This is a genomic window from Candidatus Accumulibacter phosphatis (genome assembly GCF_000024165.1).
Taxonomy (GTDB): Bacteria; Pseudomonadota; Gammaproteobacteria; order Burkholderiales; family Rhodocyclaceae; genus Accumulibacter; species Accumulibacter phosphatis.
In genome coordinates this window covers 3736184-3754889 of sequence record NC_013194.1, presented here as the reverse complement: position 1 = coordinate 3754889, position 18706 = coordinate 3736184, and the positions used below count along the sequence as shown (strand labels likewise).

At 60.0% G+C, this 18706-nt stretch carries 19 protein-coding genes and 1 pseudogene; 14 read left to right on the top strand and 6 right to left on the bottom strand.

Going from position 1 to position 18706, the window contains the following annotated elements; all coding sequences use genetic code 11:
- The first annotated feature begins 10 nt into the window (after nt 1-10).
- Entirely contained in the window at nt 11-556 is a 546-nt protein-coding gene (locus tag CAP2UW1_RS16205) for a class I SAM-dependent methyltransferase (protein WP_041567881.1), read from the top strand.
- Here the strand turns inward: CAP2UW1_RS16205 and mnmH are convergent, their stop codons facing one another.
- On the bottom strand, nt 557-1609 hold the full coding sequence (mnmH, locus tag CAP2UW1_RS16200; RefSeq protein WP_015767704.1) for a tRNA 2-selenouridine(34) synthase MnmH: 1053 nt from the start codon (nt 1607-1609) through the stop codon (nt 557-559).
- 29 nt (nt 1610-1638) lie between these two features.
- Entirely contained in the window at nt 1639-2256 is a 618-nt protein-coding gene (locus CAP2UW1_RS16195) for an arylesterase (RefSeq protein ID WP_015767703.1), read from the bottom strand.
- A 16-nt stretch (nt 2257-2272) separates the two neighbouring features.
- On the opposite strand from CAP2UW1_RS16195, the gene CAP2UW1_RS16190 reads away from it, so the two are divergent.
- Complete coding sequence (locus CAP2UW1_RS16190; protein ID WP_015767702.1) at nt 2273-2941, top strand: ABC transporter ATP-binding protein; 669 nt, start codon at nt 2273-2275, stop codon at nt 2939-2941.
- On the opposite strand, the gene hpnE is transcribed toward CAP2UW1_RS16190, so the two are convergent.
- The 4 genes from hpnE to CAP2UW1_RS16170 form a co-directional block, all read right to left on the bottom strand.
- Nucleotides 2934-4253, bottom strand: a complete 1320-nt coding sequence (gene hpnE / locus CAP2UW1_RS16185; RefSeq protein ID WP_291911802.1) for a hydroxysqualene dehydroxylase HpnE — start codon at nt 4251-4253, stop codon at nt 2934-2936. The genes CAP2UW1_RS16190 and hpnE overlap by 8 nt on opposite strands.
- Entirely contained in the window at nt 4220-5053 is an 834-nt protein-coding gene (gene hpnD / locus CAP2UW1_RS16180) for a presqualene diphosphate synthase HpnD (RefSeq protein WP_015767700.1), read from the bottom strand. The genes hpnE and hpnD overlap by 34 nt, the downstream gene beginning before the upstream one ends.
- A 52-nt stretch (nt 5054-5105) precedes the next feature.
- On the bottom strand, nt 5106-5915 hold the full coding sequence (gene hpnC, locus CAP2UW1_RS16175) for a squalene synthase HpnC (protein WP_015767699.1): 810 nt from the start codon (nt 5913-5915) through the stop codon (nt 5106-5108).
- 200 nt (nt 5916-6115) lie between these two features.
- Complete coding sequence (locus CAP2UW1_RS16170) at nt 6116-6853, bottom strand: PD-(D/E)XK nuclease family protein (RefSeq protein WP_015767698.1); 738 nt, start codon at nt 6851-6853, stop codon at nt 6116-6118.
- Nucleotides 6854-7133: 280 nt separating this feature from the next.
- Between CAP2UW1_RS16170 and CAP2UW1_RS26185 the strand changes: the two are divergent.
- The 12 genes and pseudogenes from CAP2UW1_RS26185 to CAP2UW1_RS25665 form a co-directional block, all read left to right on the top strand.
- Nucleotides 7134-7397: pseudogene (locus CAP2UW1_RS26185) on the top strand (DUF29 domain-containing protein); the annotation flags it as partial.
- Nucleotides 7398-7428: 31 nt separating this feature from the next.
- Nucleotides 7429-7629 carry a DUF29 family protein gene (locus tag CAP2UW1_RS26180; RefSeq protein WP_412566828.1) on the top strand — a complete coding sequence of 67 codons (201 nt, stop codon included), beginning with the start codon at nt 7429-7431 and terminating at the stop codon, nt 7627-7629.
- Between the two features lie 42 nt (nt 7630-7671).
- The gene (locus CAP2UW1_RS25675; RefSeq protein WP_199931489.1) at nt 7672-7944 is read left to right on the top strand and encodes a Gfo/Idh/MocA family oxidoreductase; all 273 of its coding nucleotides are present in this window, start codon (nt 7672-7674) and stop codon (nt 7942-7944) included.
- A gap of 10 nt (nt 7945-7954) precedes the next feature.
- Complete coding sequence (locus CAP2UW1_RS24015) at nt 7955-8317, top strand: hypothetical protein (protein ID WP_049778592.1); 363 nt, start codon at nt 7955-7957, stop codon at nt 8315-8317.
- Nucleotides 8314-9381, top strand: a complete 1068-nt coding sequence (locus CAP2UW1_RS16155) for a glycerol-3-phosphate dehydrogenase/oxidase (RefSeq protein ID WP_015767697.1) — start codon at nt 8314-8316, stop codon at nt 9379-9381. Before CAP2UW1_RS24015 ends, CAP2UW1_RS16155 begins: the two co-directional genes overlap by 4 nt.
- Before the next feature lie 536 nt (nt 9382-9917).
- Nucleotides 9918-10436, top strand: coding sequence for a hypothetical protein (locus CAP2UW1_RS26175; RefSeq protein ID WP_041567879.1), 519 nt, complete (start codon nt 9918-9920; stop codon nt 10434-10436).
- A gap of 32 nt (nt 10437-10468) precedes the next feature.
- Nucleotides 10469-11716 (top strand): lipid II flippase MurJ, encoded by a 1248-nt coding sequence (locus tag CAP2UW1_RS16145; protein ID WP_199931488.1) that lies wholly within the window; start codon nt 10469-10471, stop codon nt 11714-11716.
- The gene (locus CAP2UW1_RS16140; protein WP_015767693.1) at nt 11713-12972 is read left to right on the top strand and encodes an O-antigen ligase family protein; all 1260 of its coding nucleotides are present in this window, start codon (nt 11713-11715) and stop codon (nt 12970-12972) included. The genes CAP2UW1_RS16145 and CAP2UW1_RS16140 overlap by 4 nt, the downstream gene beginning before the upstream one ends.
- A complete protein-coding gene (locus tag CAP2UW1_RS16135; protein WP_015767692.1) occupies nt 12966-14168 on the top strand; it encodes a glycosyltransferase family 4 protein in 1203 nt (400 codons plus the stop codon). Before CAP2UW1_RS16140 ends, CAP2UW1_RS16135 begins: the two co-directional genes overlap by 7 nt.
- 224 nt (nt 14169-14392) lie before the next feature.
- A complete protein-coding gene (locus CAP2UW1_RS16130) occupies nt 14393-16537 on the top strand; it encodes a hypothetical protein (protein WP_199931487.1) in 2145 nt (714 codons plus the stop codon).
- A 341-nt stretch (nt 16538-16878) separates the two neighbouring features.
- Entirely contained in the window at nt 16879-17835 is a 957-nt protein-coding gene (locus tag CAP2UW1_RS25670) for a hypothetical protein (RefSeq protein WP_015767690.1), read from the top strand.
- 134 nt (nt 17836-17969) lie between these two features.
- On the top strand, nt 17970-18323 hold the full coding sequence (locus CAP2UW1_RS25665; protein WP_199931486.1) for a methyltransferase domain-containing protein: 354 nt from the start codon (nt 17970-17972) through the stop codon (nt 18321-18323).
- Nucleotides 18324-18706 lie beyond the last annotated feature (383 nt).

Sequence of the window (18706 nt, the reverse complement as noted above, 5' to 3'; positions counted from 1 at the left end):
ATTGCCGCCAATGACGGTTTCTTGCGCCGAATCCGCCACTTCGGCCTGGGTTCGCCGCTTTCTGCGGCTGATTCCCGAGGGCGCCGAGGTGCTCGATCTCGCTTGCGGCGCGGGTCGACATGCCCGCCTGCTCGCCGCAGCCGGCTACCGCGTCGAGGCGGTGGACCGGGATGCGCAGGCGCTGGCCGCCCTGCACGACGTCGACGGGGTGAACGTCCGTCAGGCGGACCTCGAGGCCGGCGCCTGGCCCTACCACGGGCGCCTCTTCGCCGGCATCGTCGTCACCAACTACCTGTTTCGTCCGCGGCTCGACGAACTGCTGGCGGCGCTGGCCGAACCAGGCGTACTGATCTACGAGACCTTCATGGTCGGCAACGAGCGTTATGGGCGCCCCAGCAACCCGGAGTTCCTGCTGCGCTCGCAGGAAATGCTCGCTTGGGTGCGGCAGCGCGGCTGGCGGTTGCTGGCTTTCGAAGAAGGCAGCGTCGAGTTGCCGAAGCCGGCCATGGTGCAGCGCCTGTGCGCGGCGCGCGGTGCGATCGCCGGCCGGCTCTGACTAGCCGCCGCAGATGCGGCGCGCCACCGCCTCGACCCCTGCCGGCGTCAGATCGTCGGTGGTGACGGTTTCCGGCGAATCGAATCCCGCGTAATTGCGGCTTTGCGAACGGCTGTAAAGCGGGTCGTAGTGCTGTTCGAGCAGTTCGCCGACCAGTGGGCGCCATTGGCCGTCGCAGGCGTAGTCGCGCCAGCGCAGGAAGGTTTCCGTACTGTGCATGCCCCGCAACGGCTGCAGGCAGGCGTTCAGCCACTCGGGCGCCGCCAGGAAGTAGTCGTAATCGCGCAGAAGAAAGTCGACGCGCGCGGCGAAGGACGCCTCGATGTTCACGCACTCGCCGGCGCGCATCGTTTCGATCAGCGCCGCCGGCAGATGCAGCGAGCCGATCTTGCGGCTCTCCGCCTCGACATAAACCGGGCGCTCGAGGTCGAAGGCCTGGATCGTCGTCAGCAACCGCGATTCGAACATCCTCTGCGACGGCTGCGGCGCGTCGGGCAGCACGCCAAGTACCGAACCCTTGTGACAGGCGAGTTCCTCGAGGTCGAGGATCTGCTCGCCGAGTCGCCCGATGGCCTGCAGGATGCGGCTCTTGCCGCTGCCTGTCGCCCCACAGATGACCTTCAGGCGCAGCTGGCGCGGCAGCACCGCCAGGCTCTCCATGACCAGCCGGCGATACGTCCGGTAGCCGCCTTCGAGTTGTTGCGCATCCCAGCCGATGCGCCGGAAGATGTGCGTCAGCGAGCCGCTGCGCTGGCCGCCGCGCCAGCAGACGACCAAGGGCCGCCAGGTCTTCGGCCGCTCGAGAAAGCGCGCCCGCAAGTGCCGGGCAATGTTCTCGGCAACGTGCGCCGCGCCGACCTTGCGGGCCTCGAATGGCGAAACCTGCTTGTAGAGCGTGCCCACTTCGATGCGCTGTTCGTTGTCGAGCACCGGACAGTTGATCGACCCCGGAATGTGATCGTCGGCAAACTCCGCCGGCGAGCGCACATCGATGATCTCGTCAAAGGAAGACAGCTCGCCGAGGTGCCCGACGCAAGTGATGTCATGTTTCATGCCGCGGCAGCCCCTGGGTCAACGGCCGGTCATTTTAGCAGCGGCGCCAGCCCGCGCCAGACATTGTCGAGCAGCAGCGGTTGCGCCTCGGCGGTGGGATGGAGATTGTCGGCCTGAAAGAGCTGTGCCTGTGTCGCCACGCCGTCGAGCAGGAAGTCGACCAGCGCCACCTTGCGGGCCTTCGCCACCTCGCCGAAGGTGTTGTGGAACTGCACCGCGTAGGCGCCGTAGTTGGGCGGTATGCGCTGGCCGACCAGCAGCACCCGCGCCTTCTTCTGCTGGGCGCTGGCGACGATGGCGCTGAGGTTGTCGCGCAACTGCGTCACCGGCAGGCCACGCAGGCCGTCGTTGGCGCCGAGTGCGACGATGACCACCTGCGGCGCGTGCCGCTCCAGCGCCGCGTCGATGCGCGTGCGCCCGCCGCTGGTGGTTTCTCCCGAGATGCTGGCATTGACGACGCTATAATCGAGCTTCTTCTCCTGCAGGCGCTTGCCCAGCAAGGCTGGCCAGGCGGCATCCTGGCGAATCCCGTAGCCCGCCGAGAGCGAATCGCCGAAGACCAGAATCGTTCGTGCCGCCTGGGCCGCCGGGGCGAGCAGCATCAGTCCGGCGAGCAGCAGCCAATGAAAGGTGGGAAAACGGAGCATGGTTGGAGACGCATCGATGGTCGTTGAGGTTCGCGATCTTGCCAAACGTGTGGATAACGGTGGCGAGCCGTTGACCATTCTGCACGAGATTTCGTTCGCCGTCGCTGCCGGCGAGACGGTGGCCATCGTCGGCGCTTCCGGTTCCGGCAAATCGACGCTGCTCGGCCTGCTGGCCGGCCTCGATCTGCCGAGCAGCGGCTCCGTCGCCCTCGCCGGCGAGGATCTCGGCGGTCTCGACGAGGATGCGCGGGCCGTCCTGCGCGGGCGCCTGCTCGGCTTCGTCTTCCAGAGCTTTCAGTTGCTGCCCTCGCTGAACGCCGTCGAAAACGTCATGTTGCCGCTGGAACTCGCCGGCACGCCGAATGCCCGTGCCGGCGCCGAGTACTGGCTGCAGCGCGTCGGCCTTGCGCAACGCCTGCGCCACTACCCGAAGCATCTCTCGGGCGGCGAGCAGCAGCGCGTCGCGCTGGCGCGTGCCTTTGCGCCGGGACCGCGACTGGTGCTCGCCGACGAGCCGACCGGCAATCTCGACGCGGCGACCGGGCATCAGATCATCGAGCTGATGTTCGCCATCAACGCCGAGCGCGGCACGACGCTGATCCTCGTCACCCACGACGAGGAGATCGCGGCGCGTTGCGCGCGCCGCCTGCGCATGCACGCCGGGCAGCTCGAAGAGATCAAGTGAGCAGGATCCCCCTGGCGGCGGCGACGCCGCTGCGCACCGCCGCCTCGAGCGTCGCCGGGTAGTCGGCGCACACATAGTCCCCGGCCAGCCAGAGTCCGGCCAGCGCGGTTCTCGCGGCTGGGCGCGGCAGCCCTGGGCGGCACGAAAACGTCGCGCGCCGCTCGCGGATCACCTGCTGCCAGAGGACCGGCGGTAGCCGGGTACCCAGCGCCGCCGCCAGCTCGTCATGCAGTGCCGCGACCAGCGTTGGATTGTCGGCATGTTCCCAGGCGCCGCTGCCGCTGAGGACGAAAGCGATCACTCCCGCCGTGCCGCACAGCCCGCCGCGATCGAAGGCCCACTGCCCGAACCGGCCGTCGCCCTGTGCCGCGAGACCGAGCATCGGCAAGGGCAGGCGCACCTCCGGCGGATAGCCGCAATAGACCGTGCCGATCGGCTCCCAGCGGTAGTCGGCCAACAGTCGTGCCACCGGCCCGCTTTGCTCGTTCCCGGCGAGCAAAGGCGCCGCCTGCTGCGGGCCGGTGGCGAGCACCACGGCAGCAAAACGCTCACCGCCGACAACGAAGCTGGCGTTGATGCTCGCCACCCGCGTCGACAGGCGGATTTCCCCGCCGTGCGCCGCGATGAAGCTCGCCGCTGCCGCCGGGAACAACTGGTCGAGGTCGGCTGCCGGCAGCAGCAGGTCGGTCGCCGCGCGATCACTGCCGAGACTGTCGCGCAACGTATTGACGAAAATCTGCGCCGAAGCCTGTTCGGGCGCGGTGTTCAGCGCCGCCAGACAGAGCGGCTCCCACAGGCAGCCGCGCAGGTTCCCGTGCTGCGCGTGGCGATCGAGCAGCGCCGCTACCGTGCAATCGTCGCCCAGCCGATAGTTCGTGGCCTGCAGGAAGCGCATGAAGCGCACGGCCCGGAGCTTCTCGGCCAGGCTGGCGCCGCGCGTGCCGAGCAGGCCTACGGCCAGGTGCCACGGTGCCGGCAGGCGCGGCAAGCGCAGCCGGAAAGGAGCCGGCTGGCGGCCCGGGAAGGCGATCTCGAGCGGCATTCGTTCGAGCAGACGATCGGGATGGTTGCCGACCACCTGCATCAGGCGCAGCGTCTCGCGATAGGCGCCGACCAGGATGTGCTGGCCGTTGTCCAGCCGGCGTCCGTGGGCCGAGACGCTACGCGCGCGCCCGCCAAGCTGCCTTGCCGCCTCGAAGACGGTGACGCCGACCCCGGCGCTCACCAGTTCGACGGCAGCTGCCAGACCTGCCCAGCCACCGCCGATCACCGCCACCCTCATCCACTCACCCAGGTCCGCCAGGCGATCCACAGCTTGCGGATCGGCGTCAGCGACGTACGTTGCGTGAGCACCTGGCAGCCGTCCCGCCGGATCTCGTCGAGCAGCGTGCGGTAGATCGCCGCCATCATCAGGCCCGGGCGCTGGGCGCGGCGGTCGATGGCCGGCAGTTCGTCGATCGCCTGTGCGTAATAGCCTTCGGCGCGCTCGATCTGGAACTCCATCAAGCGGCGGAAATTGTCGCTGTGGCGGGCATTGAGGATGTCGGCGGCGGGTACCCCGAAGCGCTGCAGCTCGTCGATCGGCAGGTAGATGCGGCCCATGCGTGCATCTTCGCCGACATCGCGAATGATGTTGGTCAACTGGAAAGCGAGGCCGAGATCGTGTGCGTACTTCTGAGTCTTGCGGTCCTGATAGCCGAAGATCTCGGCGGCGAGCAGTCCGACGACGCTGGCGACGCGGTAGCAATAGAGCGACAGCGCCTTGAAGTCGAGATAGCGCGTCTGCTGCAGATCCATCGCCATGCCGTCGATGATTTCCTGCAACTGTTCCTCCGGCAGATGGAATTCGCCGCTTGCCGCCTGCAGCGCCTGCGTCACCGGATGTTGCGGCTTGCCGGCGTAGAGGCCGCTCAATTCCTGCCGCCACCACGCCAGCTTGGTGGCGGCGATCTGCGGATCCTGGCACTCATCGACGACATCATCGACTTCCCGGCAGAAGGCATACAGCGCGGTTATGGCGCGCCGCTGATTCTGCGGCAGGAAGAGGAAGCTGTAGTAAAAGCTGGAGCCGCTGCGGGCAGTCTTCTCCTGGCAGTACTCGTCGGGTGTCATGGGTGATCTCGGGGTTTCCACAGGGCCGCAATTCTGGCATGAATTACATGAATTACATGAACAAGACGCGTTTGCCGATGTGCAGCCAATCGCCCGCACCGAGAACCGGGCGCTGCCGGAAAACATCGCCGCGAACCTGGCGAATCCTCTCCAGGATGCGCAGGCCGCCCTGTACGGTCAGGCGGATTTCCCAGCCCATGCGCCCCGGCAGTTGATGGACCAGCGGCGCGCCGGCGAGCATCAGGCGGCGCGTGCGCTCGCACTCGAAATCGAGCAGCGCCGCCCATTCGGCACTCGAGCAGCCGTCGGCGATCTGCGCCTCGGCAATGGCGAAGCGCGCGAGGTCGGTCTGCGGCAGATAGACACGATCCTTCCGCCAGTCGATGGCCACGTCCTGCCAGAAATTGACGAGCTGCAGGGCGCTGCAGATCCAGTCCGAGCGCTGCAGGTTCTCGTCACTCGTGGTCCCCACCAGATGCAGCAACAGGCGGCCAACCGGATTCGCCGAGCGCCGGCAGTAGTCGAGCAACTCCGGATAGTCGGCGTAACGCTTCTTCACCACATCCTGCGCAAAGGCGTCGAGGAGGTCGCGCAACAAGGGCACCGGCAGCCGCCACTCGGCGACGATCGCCGCCAGTTCCGTAAAGGCCGGCCGCAGTGGCGGCTCGCCGCGTTCGATACGCGTCAGCTCGTCGCCGTACTCGGCCAGGCCCTGGAGCCGGACGGCATCAGGGGAATCGCCCTCATCGGCGATGTCGTCGGCAGCGCGGGCAAAACGGTAGATCGCCTCGATCGGTCGGCGCAGGCGCCGAGGCAGCAGCAGCGAGGCAACGGGGAAGTTTTCGTAATGGTCGACAGGCATCTGGGCGGGTAATGGCAGTGGATCGCTCGGCGTCGGGCTGGAAAGGGAAAGGGAACGGTGAGAGAGCTCGTTACGAAGCCGAGGCGGCGGCATCGACCAGTGAGCATGACCGCAGCAACGTCGACTCTATTTTTGACCCGCCCGGACGCGGGACAACAGTGGCAGAATGCCCTCACGTGCACCACCCCCCTAGCCTCACCTCAGCCCGGCGCAACCTCCATCGAATCACCGTAGGTTTCGATCCCCAGCCGCTGCGCCACCTGTTGCGCACGCGCATCAATCATCGGCGAAACCACAATCAGCCGGTCGGCCTGGCGCTGGTGCCGCCGCTCATAGAAGCGGGCCTTCCTTTCGAAGATATACATTGCTGCCTTGTCGATTGAGGACTTCAATTCGCAAATCAGGAGCAAACCGTTCTTGATGATCACGTCCAGTTCCACCTGGTCAGGACGCCCAAACACGACGCCTTCATCATCGTACTCGTTGATATTCAACACCTGCACCCCGAAGGTCTGTTCAAGAATTCCGGCCAGCGCATCGCGGAAAGCCTTTTCCGATTGTGTGCCCCATCGCGCGCCCAAGGCCCCGATGGTGCGATCATGCCTTCTGGCCTGCGCCATGATCTCTTCGTGAACGCGGTTGAAGCGTTGCTCAGATTCTTCCCACTTGCGGTTCTGTTCGTGCCACTGGCGCGCGTCCTCGTCCCACTTGCCCGACTGCTCGTCCCACTTACGCGACTGCTTGTCCCACTTGCGCGCCTGCTCCTCCCGATCACGACGCAATTCGGCCAGAATCTCGTAGAACCTGTCCTGGGTATCCGCCCGGGCGGCGTATTCCTGACGAGTGAGTTCCAGGATGTAGGCTCGCAACTCGGGATCTTCCCGCAGCCAGACCGGCAACTCCCGCTTGATCACTTCCTTCAGAGATTCCGTGTTCATCGATCACCTTCCTCATGCGCTGCCCAACGATGAGCCTCGGTGCCATGGCATCATGGGGGGACGAAATCTAACGGCACCTGCGAAACGAGTATAGGTGCGCAGCGCAAGCGCGGTCAATGCGGGGAAGTCCGCGCTTCCGAAGAGTGATCTGCTTAGCTGAGCAAGGCGTTCACGCCACGTCAACGCCAGCCCATTCGCACTGGCTGGCATTGTCGAATCCGTTACCGTACGGCACAGAACCTGAGCAAAGTCCAGGTTCCATAGGCAGGGTTCGGGTAGAATGAAACGCTTTCTGTCAGCCGGGGTTGCAGGGGGCAGTGTGATAGCCAGTTACGAATCGGCTGTGGTGGTATGGGCCAGCGAGCAGGCCAGTCTCATTCGTGCCGGGCGGGTCGAGCTGCTCGACCGCGAGCACGTCGCGGAAGAGATTGAGAGCGTCGCCAGGAGCGAACAACGCGAATTGGCGAGCCGCATGGCGGTCCTGCTGGCGCATCTGCTCGAGTGGCAATACCAGATGGATAGGCGGCGAGCCAGTTGGGAAAAGACCATCCTGGCGCAGCGCAAGGAAATTGCCTATGGGCTGCATGACACCCCCCAGCCTCGTTCCCAAGCTCCAGGAAGCGCGATGGCTGGAGATGGTCTGGGCCGAGGCGCTTGCCCAGGCTGTCGGGGAAACCGGCCTCGACTGTTTTCCCGACGCCTGCCGGTGGGCGATGCGGGAGGTCCTCAACGAAGGGTGGTTACCCGACACCGCGGAACACAGCCGTCACAGGTAGCGGACTTGCTGCTGCTACAACCGAACATCCCTTGCGAGACGCGTGCTCTCGCTCTTTAGCCAATCGACCATGAACAAAATCATCCAGGGCAGAAAAATCCGCATCGGCATCGTCGGTTGCGGCCGTATCGCCAGGAACCATTTCGCTGCCGTCGAAACCCATTCGGATAATCTGGAACGTGTTGACCCTCGCAGGCCGAGTGGCCTGCACCGCAAGCAGGCAGGAACCGCCGCCCGTCACAGAGTGAACCTGATCACCGAGCCCCCTCTCGTGGCCCGGCGCGCAGAATCGCGCCGGTCTGGCCAGAGCGTGTGACGAAGCCAGGGTGCACTGCTTCGTCGTCAAGGAGAACCGCCACAATGTCACGCTTCGTCTGCTCAATTGGAGCGTTCTGGAAACGCGTATCGGGAAGATCTCGGAGGTGCCGCGCGACTTCGTCTGGACCCGCCCGGGAAGGTATGGCAACTCCGTCAAGTGGCCCGGCACCGGCGAACGCGTCGGCGGAACGGCCATGAAGCAAGCCCGCCATTGGCTCGATAGGACCGACGTCCTCTGTGGTGAACTCGAATCCCGCGCCGAGCGTCGCGAAGCGCCGGGTTCGCGGGCGGTATCGATCGGCGCCTGCCGCTCACCACACGGTGGTCGCACCGGGTTGCTGCCAGTGGAACGCCGGGAGCGCTGCGGATGAGGATTGCAGTCATCGGCGGCGGCATCAACGGCCTGTGTTCAGCCTGGCGGCTGGCCAAGAGTGGCGACGACGTTACCGTGTTCGAGCGCGCTCGCGTGATGGAAGCCACCAGTGCTGCCTCGTCGAAAATGCTGCATGGTGGGCTGCGCTACCTCGAGACGGGTCAGTTCCTGTTGGTACGCGAGGCACTGCGCGAGCGCGACGCCTGGCTGGCGCGTGCGCCGCGCCTGACCCGGCCACTGCCAATACTGTTGCCGGTCTACCGGAGTAGCCGTCGGCCGATGTGGATGCTGGCGGTAGGCATGAAGCTCTACGACCTCCTGGCTGGCAAGTCGAGGCTACCGAAGAGCGAAGCGCTGACAAGGGAACAGGTCGTGACACTGGCGCCGACGCTGAAGACCGACGATCTGCTCGGCGGCTTCCGCTACCACGATGGCCAGATGGACGACCGGCGCCTCGGACTTTGGGTAGCCGAGCAGTGCCGACAAGCCGGCGTCGTCATCAAGGAAAGAGTAGCCGTAGGCTCCGTTTCTCCAGACGGAAGGCTGACGTTGGCGACAGGCGAGCCGTTGGCGTTCGACCAAATTCTCAACATCGCCGGCCCGTGGGCGGAAAAACTCCTTACCGACAGCGGTATCGAGCCCCGGTATCGTCTCGACGTGGTTCGCGGCAGTCATCTCGTCGTCGCCTGTCCCTGCGAGCATGCCCTGCTGCTCGAAGTCCCCGGGGACAAGCGAATCTTCTTCGTGCTACCGTGGAAGGGTCGCACCCTCATCGGCACCACTGAAGTCCGTCAACCTCTGGACGCGCCGATAGCCTGCAGTGACGAAGAAACCGACTACCTTCTCAAAGCCTACAATCACTTCCACAGCCGGCCGATCTCAGCGGCCGATATCGTTGAAACCTTTGCCGGAATTCGGCCGTTGGTCAAGTCCGCCGGCGATCCAACCCGTGCGCGTCGTGATTACGCCTTCCAGCGCAACGGGAAGCTGCTGAGCGTCTTCGGCGGCAAGTGGACCACTAGCTTGGCCCTGGCTGACAAACTAAAACGAAGGTTACATTGAAAGTGACAGCACAGATCCCGACTGCCGCGATCGGTGAGCATTATGTCAAGCCCTCCGCGCCCATGACCGGCGTCCCGGCCCGACAGACCGGTTGGAGGCGCGAGAGTGGAGAGTGGCTATCGCTGCCCGCCGTTGGCGAAGGTGGGGCGGTCTGCCTGTACACCGGCACAGGAAATCGCCGAGTGGCCGGTCATCGACGGTGGGAGGAGAACCATCTATGCAAGTAGAAGCCATATATGACCACGGTTGGCTTCAACTGCTACCGGGAGTTAATGTGAAGCGTTCGAGAATCCGACTGACGGTGATCATTCCCGATCATAAAACGGTACCCGAAGCAACCACTCAAGCGGATCCATTCCCGGAAGACAGCTATTCCAGCGGGGGAGACTCTAAAGGAGCACCCCAACCGCGGCGCTCTGTCCGCGAAGCCGTCAAGGAAATCCTTGGGTCTTGGAAACGAACGATCGTGAGCGGGCTACCTCCGAGCGACGAAGAGCACGATCGCCTTCGCGACGAGCGGTGGTAGGAAGAGTGGCGTGACCGTCGATGAGCGTTTCGTGTTCGATGTCCGCGTCCTTATCGATCAAGGGCTGACACCGGAAGGTGCGGACGCTGTACGAGGTGCGTTAGCGCATTCGTGGGAATCGAACCTTTGCAGATTGGCGAGTTCCGCGATTTCGGCGAGGCTAAGATTAATCGCAGTTCACCGCGTCAAGGACGAGGGTGGCGTTGACGCGATCGCATGGTCGCTTTTCAGGCGGCTGACCATGGACCAGTTGAACCGGGCCAAGGGGCTAAGTAACCGGGGTTACAAACAGAGCAATCGTTACCCGCGAGCCAGTGATCTTGAAGCCCCTCAGATGGCTGCCAGTGAGCGCTTCCGCGCCGAGGGGGCTGCGGCTGGTTTCTGCTTACCCGCGCGCCACGGGCTCTTACGGGTCGGCTTCCATCGAAGCCTTCTTGGTATCGCCGGTCTCACCGCCGCTGCGTGGTGCTATCGATTCGGGCTCGCCCTCGTGCCCACCAGGATCGTGTTTTATAAGCGGGCTGTATAATGAACGCGGGACTGCCTTGGCGATTGGGCCCCGTGCTTCTACAGCTCTTGATAAACGGTTTCGGCAAAGCGTTAGGCTTCGTCCGCGAAGTGCTCATATCGAGTGTTTTTGGAGTCTCGGGGGTGACTGACGCCTTTTTTGCTATTCAACAGTTGCTGGTCTTTGTTTCTAGCTTCATGATGGGGGCGTTCAACCTTGCATTTGTACCGCATTACATAAGGAGTGAGGCAGCTGGCGGTGGTCCGAGCTTCCTCCGGCCGGTGATGTGCTGGCTTGGCGGGCTGGCACTTCTGCTGACTGTCGCCTTAGCAGTGCTGGATTCCACACAGCTGGCAGTGGTTCTTGGTTTTGCGCCGCCCAATGAACTGCTCAAGCGTTTCGCCAGCATTCTTGCATTCTCGATCCTGCCTACTGTCTTAGTTGGCCTTGCTTTTGGTGTCTTGCATGCCGACCGCCGCCATAATGAAGCCACTTTGCTAAGTGCCACGGCGCCGGCGACTATGCTAATTGTTCTCGTGGTGTTCTACTCCGTTTCGTCCACACGCGATAGCATGACTGCTGCTTTGCCGTGGTCGTATCTCTTCGGAATGGCCTTCGCTGGTTTCATTGGCCTTACGGTCTTGCTGCGCCGTTTGGCAGGGGGGGGTACTAGCGATGCGCCAAATTTATCATCTTTTATGCGATCACTTGGATCAGCATCTCTCGAAAACGTCGGGTTTAACATTAACCAGCTCTCCAATTTTTATTTTGCGGCACGTCTTGGAGATGGCCTAGTGGCGATTAACGCGTTTGCGCTGCGAATTGGGATGCTGCCGCTCAATTTGATAAGTTCGCAACTGGGGCAGATTTATCAGAGTTGGGCTGCTCGGTCACTGAGTGCAGGCCGGCGGCCGACGGGATGGGTGTTCCTGTGCCTTTGCCTGCCTAGTGGACTGATCGCCCTATTGATGGTCAGCCTAGACGACGCTATCGTGCGGTTGGTCTATGAGCGCGGCCATTTTGGTCCAACCCAGACACGCTTGGTTGCGGACCTTCTGGTTCCGTACTCAGCATACTTCTTTGTGATGTCGACTAATCAACTCGCGGCTCGACACTGCTTTGTGCTTGGGCGTGGAGCCTTGTACATGAAGCTGATGCTCTTGGCTTACGGGGTTGCCCTCGTTGGGAAACTAGCGTTTTCAACCAGCCTAGCTAATGTCATCTGGGTTTGCGTGATCTCGGAGGGAGCTGTAGCTCTATGGCTGACCACCCGAATCCTCCTCAAAGGAAGTGAAGTGTGAGTGTTCTAATTTCGCTGATGTTCATGATGTCTCTTGCGCTCGTGGTGCTCCCCGGCAGTGTGTACGGGCTTTTGGCTCGAGGCCTAATCACCGGGGCGTCCATCCTGACTCTCGCGGGCCTCGGGTCCTCAGGCTGGCGGATCAACCACGCTGAGAGGCGCTGGCTTGTCCTCGGAATGACCTACGTGATCTGCGGAGTTTTTTCGACAATGGACTCATCTCGCCCGGAATTGGGGTGGCTTGACGCCGCTCGCCAAGCTTTCATGGTGGCTACGACATTTGTCCTGATGGTCCATTTTAGGCGCATGGGAAACAGCCGGGTCTTTCGGAAACTGTTGGTCATCCCCGCATTGATTGGTGCAATCACGCTGATCGGCGGTTTCTTGTTAATTATGGGTCCTCCAAGCCCGGCCAACCTGATGGAGTTCGCCGCTTACAAGTTTGAGATGGACGCCCGGTATGGCCTCAACCCGAATCCATTATCCTTTGCGATGTTGCTTGCCTTTGTGCTGAACTGGCAAGGGTACGGACGGCGCTGGTGGTTTTACCCTTATAGCCTAACAGTTCTCCTGGCCTTGGTACTGAGTGGCGCCTTGACCAGTATCCTAGCGTTGGGAGTCGCCGGTGGGATTGCGTGGCTTCTACGGCGTCCGCCGTCGAAGATGGTGGTCCTCTTCATGTTACCCATCGCTGCTCTTGCCTTCGTGGCCGGCGCGACGATTCTTGACGATCAAGCACTACTCCAAGCGTTGTACTGGCTCAGCGACGTTACGACGGGCCGCTCTGAGCTGTGGAGCGGCGCTTTGGCTAAGTTTATGGACAAGCCCTTTCTTGGGTGGGGGGCGCTTACCTGGGACACTGATCTAACACGCTATCTCACGCTATACTCAAGCAACCTCGAACGTTTTACGAGCCTCGATTCAGGCGCCTTCCATAATGCCTACCTCACTATATTGACCGAGAAAGGGCTTCTGGGATTTTCCGTCAGCATGATTATGCTAATCTATGTGTTGAGGGCAAGCCTGTGGCTATTCTGGAAGCGACAGCAACTTCACGGGGATGACCGACTCGTTGCAGCTCTTGCCCCCACGTGGGTGTTGCTTCTTGTTGTACGTGGCTTGTCGGAGCACGGTGGGCTGCTTGGGTATGCAAACGGAGGTGTCGACTTCATGGCTTATGCAGGAGCAGCGCTCGTGTTGGCTGCTTCAGTGCGAAGTAACACAATGCAACGGACAAAGAGGGAAGTGACGTGTTAGAGGGCCACGAGGTGCTATTGATTCAATGCACGCAAGCCAGCAAGTCAGGGGCTGCGAAATACGTGAGTGAGCTATTCGGCGCTATTCGTTCGAGTTATCCGGATGCGGTGTTGGTTTGCCCGGAGGATTTCGAGTATCTCGGGACGTTCCCGAAAGACAAACTGAGGGTGTTCTGTTCACTACGGGCACGGCGGCGATTCGGTAAGCTTCTTGAGATGGGCAAGCAGTTTTTACAATGTTCAGCTATAATTCTTGACTTGAAGCACGCCGCAAAATCAGCCCATACTCTGGTGCATTTCAACTTTCCGGGAATACCATTTCTTTCGCTTCTTCAGATGTGGCAGTTGTCACGTAGGCATGTTCGTCTCGTGCTGACCGTTCACGACGTCTACCCACATCGGTGGCTTCTGCCTGTTTGGCTGCGCATAATTGAGATCAAGATCCTGACCGCTTTGTATCAGGCTCCCGACGCATTGGTAGTCCATCATTCCAGCCAAAAGGAGACATTGATAAGAGATTTTGGTGTTCCTGCCGATTCCGTGACAGTCACTTCCCATGGCGTTTTTTCTCTGTGTGATCGACCGTTACCCTACACACGTTCGGAGGAGTTTCGCGTTCTATGTTTTGGGGCCATACGCAAGAACAAGGGAATTCATCTCGCTATCGAGGCCGTGCAGAGACTGCGGGCAGAAGGTTTGCCGGTGACTCTTGTGATCGCTGGTGCTGTGAGTCAGGGAGAAAGGTTATATTGGGGTGAATGCGAGGCGTTGGTTGCGCGTGCACCGCAAGGGATTGATGTCGTGGCACGCTTTATTGGGGAAGAAGAAGTTCGCGGGTTGTTTGAATGCTCGCATCTGGTCGTGCTCCCTTACACGGATTTCTACTCGCAAAGTGGTGTCGCAACCATGGCCCTTTCAAGTGGCCGGCCAATTGCCAGTACGACGGCAGGGGGGCTCGGCGAGTTACTGGGCGATGGAAAGTTCGGTTTCGAGATTGGCGAACCGACCGTAGGTGCGTTGATGAGAGCAATCCGTGAGGCTACGGATGTCGGACACGATCGGTTGCAGGCAATGGGTGCTGAAGCTTTCATGACGCTGCAACGAGACTATTCGTGGCGTGAGGCTGCTAAGACTCAGGCGAAGTTGTACGCTGCGGTTGTCGACGGGTCGGCAATTGGCAGCACTTGTACATCGTAGGTGTCAAACCTATCCGGGATGCTGAGTCGTCGAAAAAGGAGGGTCGTGACGCCTCTTGCCCCGGCTGGTGTTAGTGTTGGCTCAGTGACAGATCGCAGTCACGGTTTCAGAAATAACGTGCTGCGAGCGCGCTTTCAGTAGGCGGTCGGACTGGCGCTTCGAGGTGAGCTAGGAGTGCTGTTGACCCATAGCGTTGGCGTGTCCCAACTCTTGGCGCCGCAGAAGTGTTCAAGGAAGTAGCCCTAGTGGAGAGTAGGGAGGCGATGGAAGCTGATTCACGGTACCGGCGCCCCTGGTCGGGGAGGTTTGCTTTAGCTGCAGCACTGGCCATTCTGGGGCTTTCGGTAGCCTCTGCCGCGGACTTCGTTTCTCGGCAGAAGCCTTACCAGTTAGATCCAGAGCCGAACTACAAAACCTACTCGAAGGAGACAGTAGCGAAGGCACTCACGGACCAGCAGTTCACAAAGGGAATCTTATGGACGTCCGATGGGAGCCTTGGCTGGAAGGAGACGCGTGGGGTGGCGATCACCGTAGATCTTGGGCACATCGTCCCGGTTGAGTCAGTGGCGATTCGAACTGCCCGACGTTTCGCTGCTGGCGTAAGCTTTCCCTATCGCGGAATGGTCTATCTTAGTGCAGATGGAGAGCGGTACGAGTTTGTCGGCGATGTCGTTAACGATGTGGGTGGGCACGAAGGACCCTACGAGGAGAGACGGTTTAGCCTTTCTGGGTTGGGACGCTTGGCCCGCTATGCCCGTCTGGAAATCATTTTGCGGGGCCGTTATTTTTTTACCGACGAGGTGGAAATCGTCGAAGCGGTAGCCGGAACAGAACTGAAATCGACCATTGATTTGGGAGAGATTCCTGCCGACGTTTCACGCCGCGTCACTGCTTCGCGTACCGTCGACGCAAGCCGTCGTGCGATGCGCGCTTTGGATCGGCTGGGCCTTCCCTCGGGCCCAGATACCGTCGCGCGGCGAGCCGCCGCATTGGCTAAGCGCTTTCCCAACGAGGAGTTCGTGATCGACACGGTTAATCCTCTGGCGCACATTTCGCCTCTGACGTTGCCGAAGGGTCAGGCAGAGGCAGATTACAAGATACTTATACCCCAGGGGAGTTGCGATTATCGCGCGTTCACGTTAAGCAATCCGGCTTCCATACCGTTGCGCGTTCGGTTCACCGAATCAGCGCAACAAGCGGCCCTGACAGCAGCTCTCTTTGAAGCCAAGCCAGTCTTGACAGCAAGCTTAGAAACGGTTTTCGACCCACTGGTACCTGTGGGCCCCATCTACGACATCGCGCCGGGAGAGACCGTGATGCTGTGGCTAAAATTGTGCGGTGAGGGAAGGCATACCCTTCGGATCGACGGTTCTCGTAAGCGCTTTATCGCTACCACCGACGTGGAAAGGGCTGCAACCATTGACAACCGCTCCTTTCTGGCATCGGTTGTTTGGGCATATCCAGGCCATGGCATGTTGGCTATGCGGGGCGACTTAGCTCGCGCAGACCTGTTGGCCCATCATACAAGTGTTGCAGTCATTCCTCCAGCCATGCTTACGCCGTATCGGTCCGTCGACTTTAAGGGGTTTTCTAAAGTCATTGAGAAATATACTGGCGTGAGCATCGTCCTGCTGTTCCTGGATTTTCGACGAAATGCCCCGCAACTTGCTGATCCTGTTTGGCGTCGACAATTTGTTCAGTGGTACCATGGGATTATCGATAGTATCCGGAGCGTCGGAAGGAGCGATGTACGGGTTTTCTTATACCCGTATGATGAGCCTGTTGGTGAAGAGATTGTGATGGCGCACGAGGTAATTCGGTGGATGCGTAGCGAGTTGGCTGGCGTGAGACTTTTCGCGACGATTGACAACCGATCCGCCTTAGCTCTGGTTTCACTGGTGGATATTGCATGCGTGGCTGAAGGTCTATCCAGTGACCCTGCTGTCGTTGAAGGTTCCAAGGTGTGGCTCTATAACATGCGGGGACCCGGGAAGGACAATCTGGCTTATAGTTACTATCGGCTTATGCCTTGGCGTGCTTATGCTAGAGGTTTTGGTGGCGTCGGCTTTTGGAGTTATGGCGATATATATGGAAGCGCCTGGGACGATTTTGATGGGCGACGTCCCGATTTTGGCGTTGTGTACGAAGAAGGTAACCAGTCTCTGCTTAGCAGCAGGCGTTGGGAAGCGTGGCGACTCGGTCTAGAGGATGCGGCACTACTTGCGCGGTATGCCTCGATGTTCGGCAATCAGGCGGCAAGGAGACTTGCCGTTGATGTCATTTCTAGCCCAAACGACGAATGGCGTGCCACATCCACGCGCCGTCTAGTGTTGGAGAGCATTAAGGGAAGCCCGCCAGGCAATCGCTAGGTCGCTCGGTGGGACGTGCCGTTACCAAGGAGTGCGAATTCTCTTCGGGCATTGACGCACGCATAGTGTACGGCTACGCGGCTTTAACTAGTTGGTTATCCTGCTACTTTCTGGTGATTCCTCTCTTTCCATTGGGATAAGTTGCCTCGCGGACGATCACAGTTTTTGATACCGGGCTGCGTCTGTAGTACCATCGACGCCACCGAGTATATGATAAGGGTCGAAATCGCTCGTAGATGGGTTAAGAGCGGTAAGTCGGTGTCTTCTTCTGGCCTTGTATTCGACGGCAGTCGTCAGGATGCTTCGGCGTGTTGCTGTGTGACTTCATCTGAGTATTTTAAATGAAGGATCTGTTGATAGTTGGCAAGATTCCCCCGCCAATTGGCGGAGTTACAATTCATGTTAGTCGTCTATGGGCGTATTTTTGTTCTCGTCGCGATTGCTCGTTCCTGCATTTGAAGGATTTGTTTACTGGTAGAGGGATTAGTTCCGTTCTCGGTCATCGGATAATTCACCTGCACACGTCTAATGTCTATTTGCGGCTTGTATTCGCGGTTGTTGGGCACATCCTGGGGAAGCGTACGATAATTACATACCACGGTAATCTGTCGCGTTACTCCTGGCTGAAAAACGAGGCGGATTATTTGTCATTACGTTGGTGTTCGGTGCCAATCGTAATCAACAGGGGCAGCCACACGTTGGCACGCGGTATGAATCCTCGAGCGCAACGGGTTTCAGCCTTTATCCCGCCTTCTGATGTGCAGCCACTGCCGTTGGCGACCTTGGAAGTCATTGAGAGAATTAAATTGCGGCAGAGAGTGTTTTGCACGAATGCCTTTAATGTGACATTCGACAAGCACGGCTTAGAGATTTATGGAATTACCAATCTCTTGTCGCGCTTCTCCCTGCGATCAGATTATAAGCTGATCATTTCGGACCCAACGGGGAGCTACAAAGCGTTCGTCAGGGTCAATGCTCCAGATCTGATCGATGTTCCACATTGGATCTGCTTTCCGCATGATTTTTGCGAGGTGATAAAGCTTAGCGAAGGATTTATCCGGAACACGAGCACCGACGGCGATTCTATTTCAGTCAGGGAGGCACTTTACCTGGGCAAACCCGTTTTCGCCACCAATGTGGTAGATAGGCCAGAAGGGGTCCTTGCGTATCGTGACCTCGACGAGTTATTTGCTTTACTACAGTCGGGTACAACGTCGAACGTAGGTGCTGTCGAGCCGAACACCATCGAGGTGCTGATCGACATTTATAAGGAGCTTGGGTTGGGCAGAGAACCGTAGTTCTAATTTGCAGTGCGCTGGTGATTCATGGGTTCGGTGTCAAGAGAGATTGGGCAATGTGGGTCAAGAGGGGCGTTTGCGACGATGAGAGCGGTGCCGCCGGGAGCAGAGAAGGAATAGGTGCTAACGAGGACATGGAGATCAATGAAATGAGCAGTGCTGTAGACTGGTTAAATCGCAGACTTTATCCATCTTATTCGCGAAACTGGGATGACGAGCTTTTCCGCGAGAGGATTATCGCGTATTTGCATCCTAGCTCAGTTGTGCTCGACCCTGGCGCCGGTGCGGGGATTGTACCGCAAATGAATTTCCGTGTAGCCGTGGGGCAGATGTGTGGGGTTGATTTGGATCCAAGGGTGATCGACAACCCAATGCTCGACGAAGGGCGCGTGGCTAAGGCGGCTGGCATACCCTATGAGGATGGCCGGTTCGATGTGGTGTTTTTCTGTTCAAGACGCGGAACAAGTGGCACTACATGCCGACCATAGCGCGGTTTACGCCACATGGATTTCACCAGTATGTCAATCGTTTGCGCGGGCGACCCGAGGTCGCTACGTGTCCGACCCGTTACCGCGCCAATACGCGGCGCGATGTGGCCCGGCTGGCTGAGGACTCCGGGATGTTGTTGGAGCGAGTTGAGCTTGTCGAGGGTCGCCCTGAGTATCTGCGCATGACCTGGCCTTTGTACTTGCTGGGTGCAGCGTATGAGCGATTAGTGAATTCTTGCGGGATATTCTGGCCGTTACGTGTTCTTCTGGTCGGGACGTTGCGCGAGCCCGGGTGGAAAGAGTACCGGAGCGTGTAGTGTTCGGATCTGCGGTGAGCGGTTTGACATGTCGCGCTGGTACAAAACTGGGGGTGAGTGCGGGAA